The following is a 3,235-nucleotide window of genomic DNA, read 5'->3' on the forward strand; positions in this document are numbered from 1 at the left end:
TCCCCAGCGGCGTATTGACTGCCGCGATCCGAGTGGTGCAGGAGGCCGGGCTGGGGCCGTTGCCGCTGGATCGCCATGGTCAGGGCAGCCCGTCATTCTTGACCTCTCCGCTCCATCTGGAGCCTAGCAGAGGTGTCCACTGATTCGGAGGAGGACCACCTTCGACAATCGCCACCTCGACGCGGTGGTCAGCCGCCTGCGCCGCAAGATCGCCAAATCCACTGATCTTCCCTCGCCAATCAAGGTGATCTATGGCATCGGCTATGCCTTCACCAGCCCTGGACGGATCGACTGATACCGCCGCTCCTTGCGGATCTTCGCCTCATACACTTTGGCGAGACCGGGACCCGGGCTCGTAACCGGTAGGCGGCGGTTGCCGCGATGTGGACGGCGGCCATGAAGTTGGTGGCGGACCGGTCGTAACGGGTGGCGATGCGCCGGAAATCCTTGAGGCGTCCGAAACTGCGCTCGATGACGTTGCGGTTCCGGTAGAGGTAGGGAGAGAAGCAGTTTTTTCGTACCCCTCCGCCGAGGGCCACCTTGTGACCGAGCGGGGAAGCTGAATCAAGTGGACGCCTCGAAAAACTGTAGCGTGTTCGGTGTTCTGGTTATTCCCTTGTCCTGAAAGGGGAGGGGGCGGAAGCATGGCCGGTCAAGCAGGGCTGTTCGATCTTCAGGATCGATATGCGGAACTGAGCAAGAGCGGCGATCCGCTGGAACGTCTTCTGTCGGTGGTGGACTTCGAGGTTTTCTGTCCGCCGCTGGAGGTGGCGCTTGGGCGTAAGGATCGTTCCAAGGGCGGTCGGCCGCCGCTGGACGCGGTAATGATGTTCAAGATCCTGGTACTCCAAGCGCTGTACGGGCTGTCGGACGAGCAGGCGGAGTATCAGGTTCGCGACCGGCTGTCGTTCATGCGGTTCCTTGGGCTTGGATTGGGCGACCGGGTTCCAGACCGCACGACGATCTGGCCGTTCCGCGAGGCCCTGGTGACGGCGAGGGCGATGGAGGGGCTGTTCGCCCGCTTCGACGCGGACCTGAAGGAGCGTGGCTACTTCGCGCTGGGCGGCCAGTTCGTCGACGCCTCCATCGTGGAAGCGCCCAAGCAGCGGCTGACCTGGGAGGAGAAGCGGCAAATCCGTGACGGGCAAGACCCGCCCTGGCCACCGGCCAAGGTGCGCCAGAAGGACATGCAGGCGCGCTGGACGGTGAAGCGGGGACGGGTGAAGGCGAAGCCGGGGCCGACGCTCGACGGGGCCGAGGCGCGCATGGTGGAGGGACTTCTGATCCCTGCCTTCGGCTACAAGTCGCACATCAACATCGACCGGCGGTTCCGCCTGATCCGGCGCTTCATCGTGACCGACGCCGCGCGGTACGATGGTGCGCAGTTGCCGGGCCTGCGCACCCCCGACGCCTTCGACAGCCGGGTGTGGGCGGACAGCGCCTACCGTTCGAAAGCCAACGAAGCCGCCATCGCAGCGGCGGGCCGCAGCAGCATGGTGCACTTCCGCAAGCCGAAGGGAAGGCCGATGCCGGGGCCGCACCAGCGCGCCAACCGCGCCCGCTCGGCTGTGCGATCTGCCGTCGAGCATGTGTTCGCCGACCAGAAGCAGCGCATGGCGCTGTTCATCCGCACCATCGGCCTTGGGCGCGCCACGGTGAAGATCGGGATCGCCAACCTCGCCTACAATTTCCGACGCCTGATCTGGCTCGAGGGGCGAACCGTGCCCGTATAGCGCTAAAACCTCCGCATACTTCCACATTTCCAGACAAAATCAGGACATCAACCCCTGAAAAACGCTGCTCTCCTACCGGTTTGACCCTCGCAGCAGCACCAACCGGTGCTCAAAGCCAGTTTACCGAGGTGCTCAATTGCGCTGAAGCAGATGGGTAAGATGATACCGGGTGGAAACGTCCTCATCGAAGGCGCGGGCAGTGGTGTCGGCTCGCTTCCAATACAACTCGCCAACCCCTATGGCACCGACAAAGTCATCGCAGCCGTCAGTATGCCCGAGATGCAGGCAATGGCTGCTCAAAAGCGGCTCCCCAACCGGCCACCAAGGGGGCATCATTTATTTGGCGGATGCCGGTTCCAACGTGGCCTCGATCCAGCCACGCGTCTGTTCCAAGACCTCGTCTGAAAGCGTCCTGTCGTCGATTGCGCGGGCAAGGATCACCGCCCCCACCATCGCAGCCCAGGTTCCGATCGCCGCGCGGCGCCTGTCCTCCGCATCGATATCCGGGAGGGCTTTCTCCACACGCTCGATTTGTGACCGCAGGCCGGCTGTCATGGCGGCGCGGGCAGCCGGCGTCTGGTGGCGGATATCCGCGGCAAGGCCCGCCGTGGGACAGCCGGCGGCAGGATTGTCGCGATGCCGGGGCGCAAGATAGTCGGCAAGATAAGCGCGGAGATCAATGCCTCTGCTGTCGCCCCTTGAGAGGGCATGGTCAATCGTCTCGGCGACAAGATCGTCCTTCGAGCTAAAATGACCGTAGAATCCGCCGTGCGTCAGACCGGCCGCCTTCATCACCTCGGACACGCTGACGGCGTCGAACCCTTTCTCGCGGAACAGTCTGCTGGCGACATCCAGGATCCGATCGCGATTCTCCGCCATTTTCTCTCGACTGACCTTCATTTCAAATTTCTCCACCGGCCCCATTGACATAATCATGATCATCATCATAATTAGGCAATCATGATGATGATCATGATTATAGGTTTCAGCAGAGCAGAGAGCAATCCCATGGCAGCCCTTCCCTCGGTCCTGGTTACCGGAGCCTCCACCGGCATCGGCGCCGTCTATGCCGACCGCTTCGCACGTCGCGGCCACGATCTCGTGCTGGTCGCGCGGAATCGGAAGCGCATGGAGGCGCTTGCCGCACGCCTGAGGCAGGAAACCGGCGTGGCGGTCGACATCATCGAGGCAGATCTGACGCAGGCCGGCGAGCTTGCCGTCGTGGAGACGCGGCTGCGCGACGATGCGCGCATCGGCATCCTGATCAACAATGCCGGAACCGCCATTGGCGGCAGCTTCATCGAGCAATCGACGGATGTCGTCACGCGGCTCCTCGCCCTCAACACCACGGCCATGCTGCGGCTTTGCAGTGCCGTTGCCCCCCGCTTTGCGCAGGCTGGCGAAGGTGCGATCGTCAACGTCGGTTCCGTGGTCGGATTGGCCCCTGAGTTCGCCATGACCGTCTATGGCGCGACCAAGGCGTTCGCGCTGTCCCTGTCGCA

General features: G+C 63.2%; 4 protein-coding genes and 1 pseudogene. 3 read left to right on the forward strand and 2 right to left on the reverse strand.

Going from position 1 to position 3,235, the window contains the following annotated elements; genetic code table 11:
* Nucleotides 1-142 precede the first annotated feature (142 nt).
* Nucleotides 143-295, forward strand: coding sequence for a winged helix-turn-helix domain-containing protein (locus tag I71_RS35765; protein ID WP_280109865.1), 153 nt, complete (start codon nucleotides 143-145; stop codon nucleotides 293-295).
* 61 nt (nucleotides 296-356) lie between these two features.
* Here I71_RS35765 and I71_RS35770 read toward each other — a convergent pair.
* Nucleotides 357-515, reverse strand: a pseudogene (locus I71_RS35770) (transposase); the annotation flags it as partial.
* A 129-nt stretch (nucleotides 516-644) separates the two neighbouring features.
* On the opposite strand from I71_RS35770, the gene I71_RS09595 reads away from it, so the two are divergent.
* The gene (locus I71_RS09595) at nucleotides 645-1,733 is read left to right on the forward strand and encodes an IS5/IS1182 family transposase (RefSeq protein ID WP_042694290.1); all 1,089 of its coding nucleotides are present in this window, start codon (nucleotides 645-647) and stop codon (nucleotides 1,731-1,733) included.
* A gap of 336 nt (nucleotides 1,734-2,069) precedes the next feature.
* On the opposite strand, the gene I71_RS09600 is transcribed toward I71_RS09595, so the two are convergent.
* Nucleotides 2,070-2,681, reverse strand: coding sequence for a TetR/AcrR family transcriptional regulator (locus I71_RS09600; RefSeq protein WP_199902147.1), 612 nt, complete (start codon nucleotides 2,679-2,681; stop codon nucleotides 2,070-2,072).
* A 60-nt stretch (nucleotides 2,682-2,741) separates the two neighbouring features.
* Between I71_RS09600 and I71_RS09605 the strand changes: the two genes are divergently transcribed.
* On the forward strand, nucleotides 2,742-3,235 hold a 494-nt coding region (locus I71_RS09605; RefSeq protein ID WP_042694292.1), incomplete at its 3' end, for an SDR family oxidoreductase.

Source organism: Azospirillum sp. B506 (genome assembly GCF_000333595.1).
Taxonomy (GTDB): Bacteria; Pseudomonadota; Alphaproteobacteria; order Azospirillales; family Azospirillaceae; genus Azospirillum.